Raw genomic sequence first — 479 nt, 5'->3', positions numbered from 1 at the left:
TCCAGACCGGCTTCGACCGCCACACCGGCGAGGCGGTGTACGAGGACGAGGCGATGGACCTGGCGCCGCTGCCGTACATCGTGATCGTGGTCGACGAGATGGCCGACCTGATGATGGTGGCCGGCAAGGACATCGAGGGGGCGATCCAGCGTCTGGCGCAGATGGCGCGGGCGGCGGGCATCCACCTGATCATGGCCACGCAGCGGCCGTCGGTGGACGTGATCACCGGCACGATCAAGGCGAACTTCCCGACCCGGATCAGCTTCCAGGTGACGAGCAAGATCGACAGCCGCACGATCCTGGGCGAGATGGGCGCCGAGCAGCTTCTGGGCCAGGGCGACATGCTGTTCATGGCCGGCGGCGGGCGCACGACGCGCGTGCACGGGCCGTTCTGCTCGGACAGCGAGGTCGAGAGCGTGGTCGCCCACCTCAAGCGCCAGGGCCGCCCCAGCTACCTCGACGCCGTCACCGCCGACGAC

General features: G+C 69.3%; 1 protein-coding gene. It reads left to right on the top strand.

What is annotated here, in order from left to right:
* Positions 1-479 (top strand): FtsK/SpoIIIE domain-containing protein (locus tag ACTJK8_RS32385; RefSeq protein ID WP_440763216.1); only part of this gene is annotated, 479 nt, incomplete at both ends.

The sequence above is a fragment of the Methylobacterium sp. 22177 genome (genome assembly GCF_052045615.1).
Classification (GTDB): Bacteria; Pseudomonadota; Alphaproteobacteria; order Rhizobiales; family Beijerinckiaceae; genus Methylobacterium; species Methylobacterium radiotolerans.
This window is presented reverse-complemented; position numbering and strand designations above follow the sequence as displayed.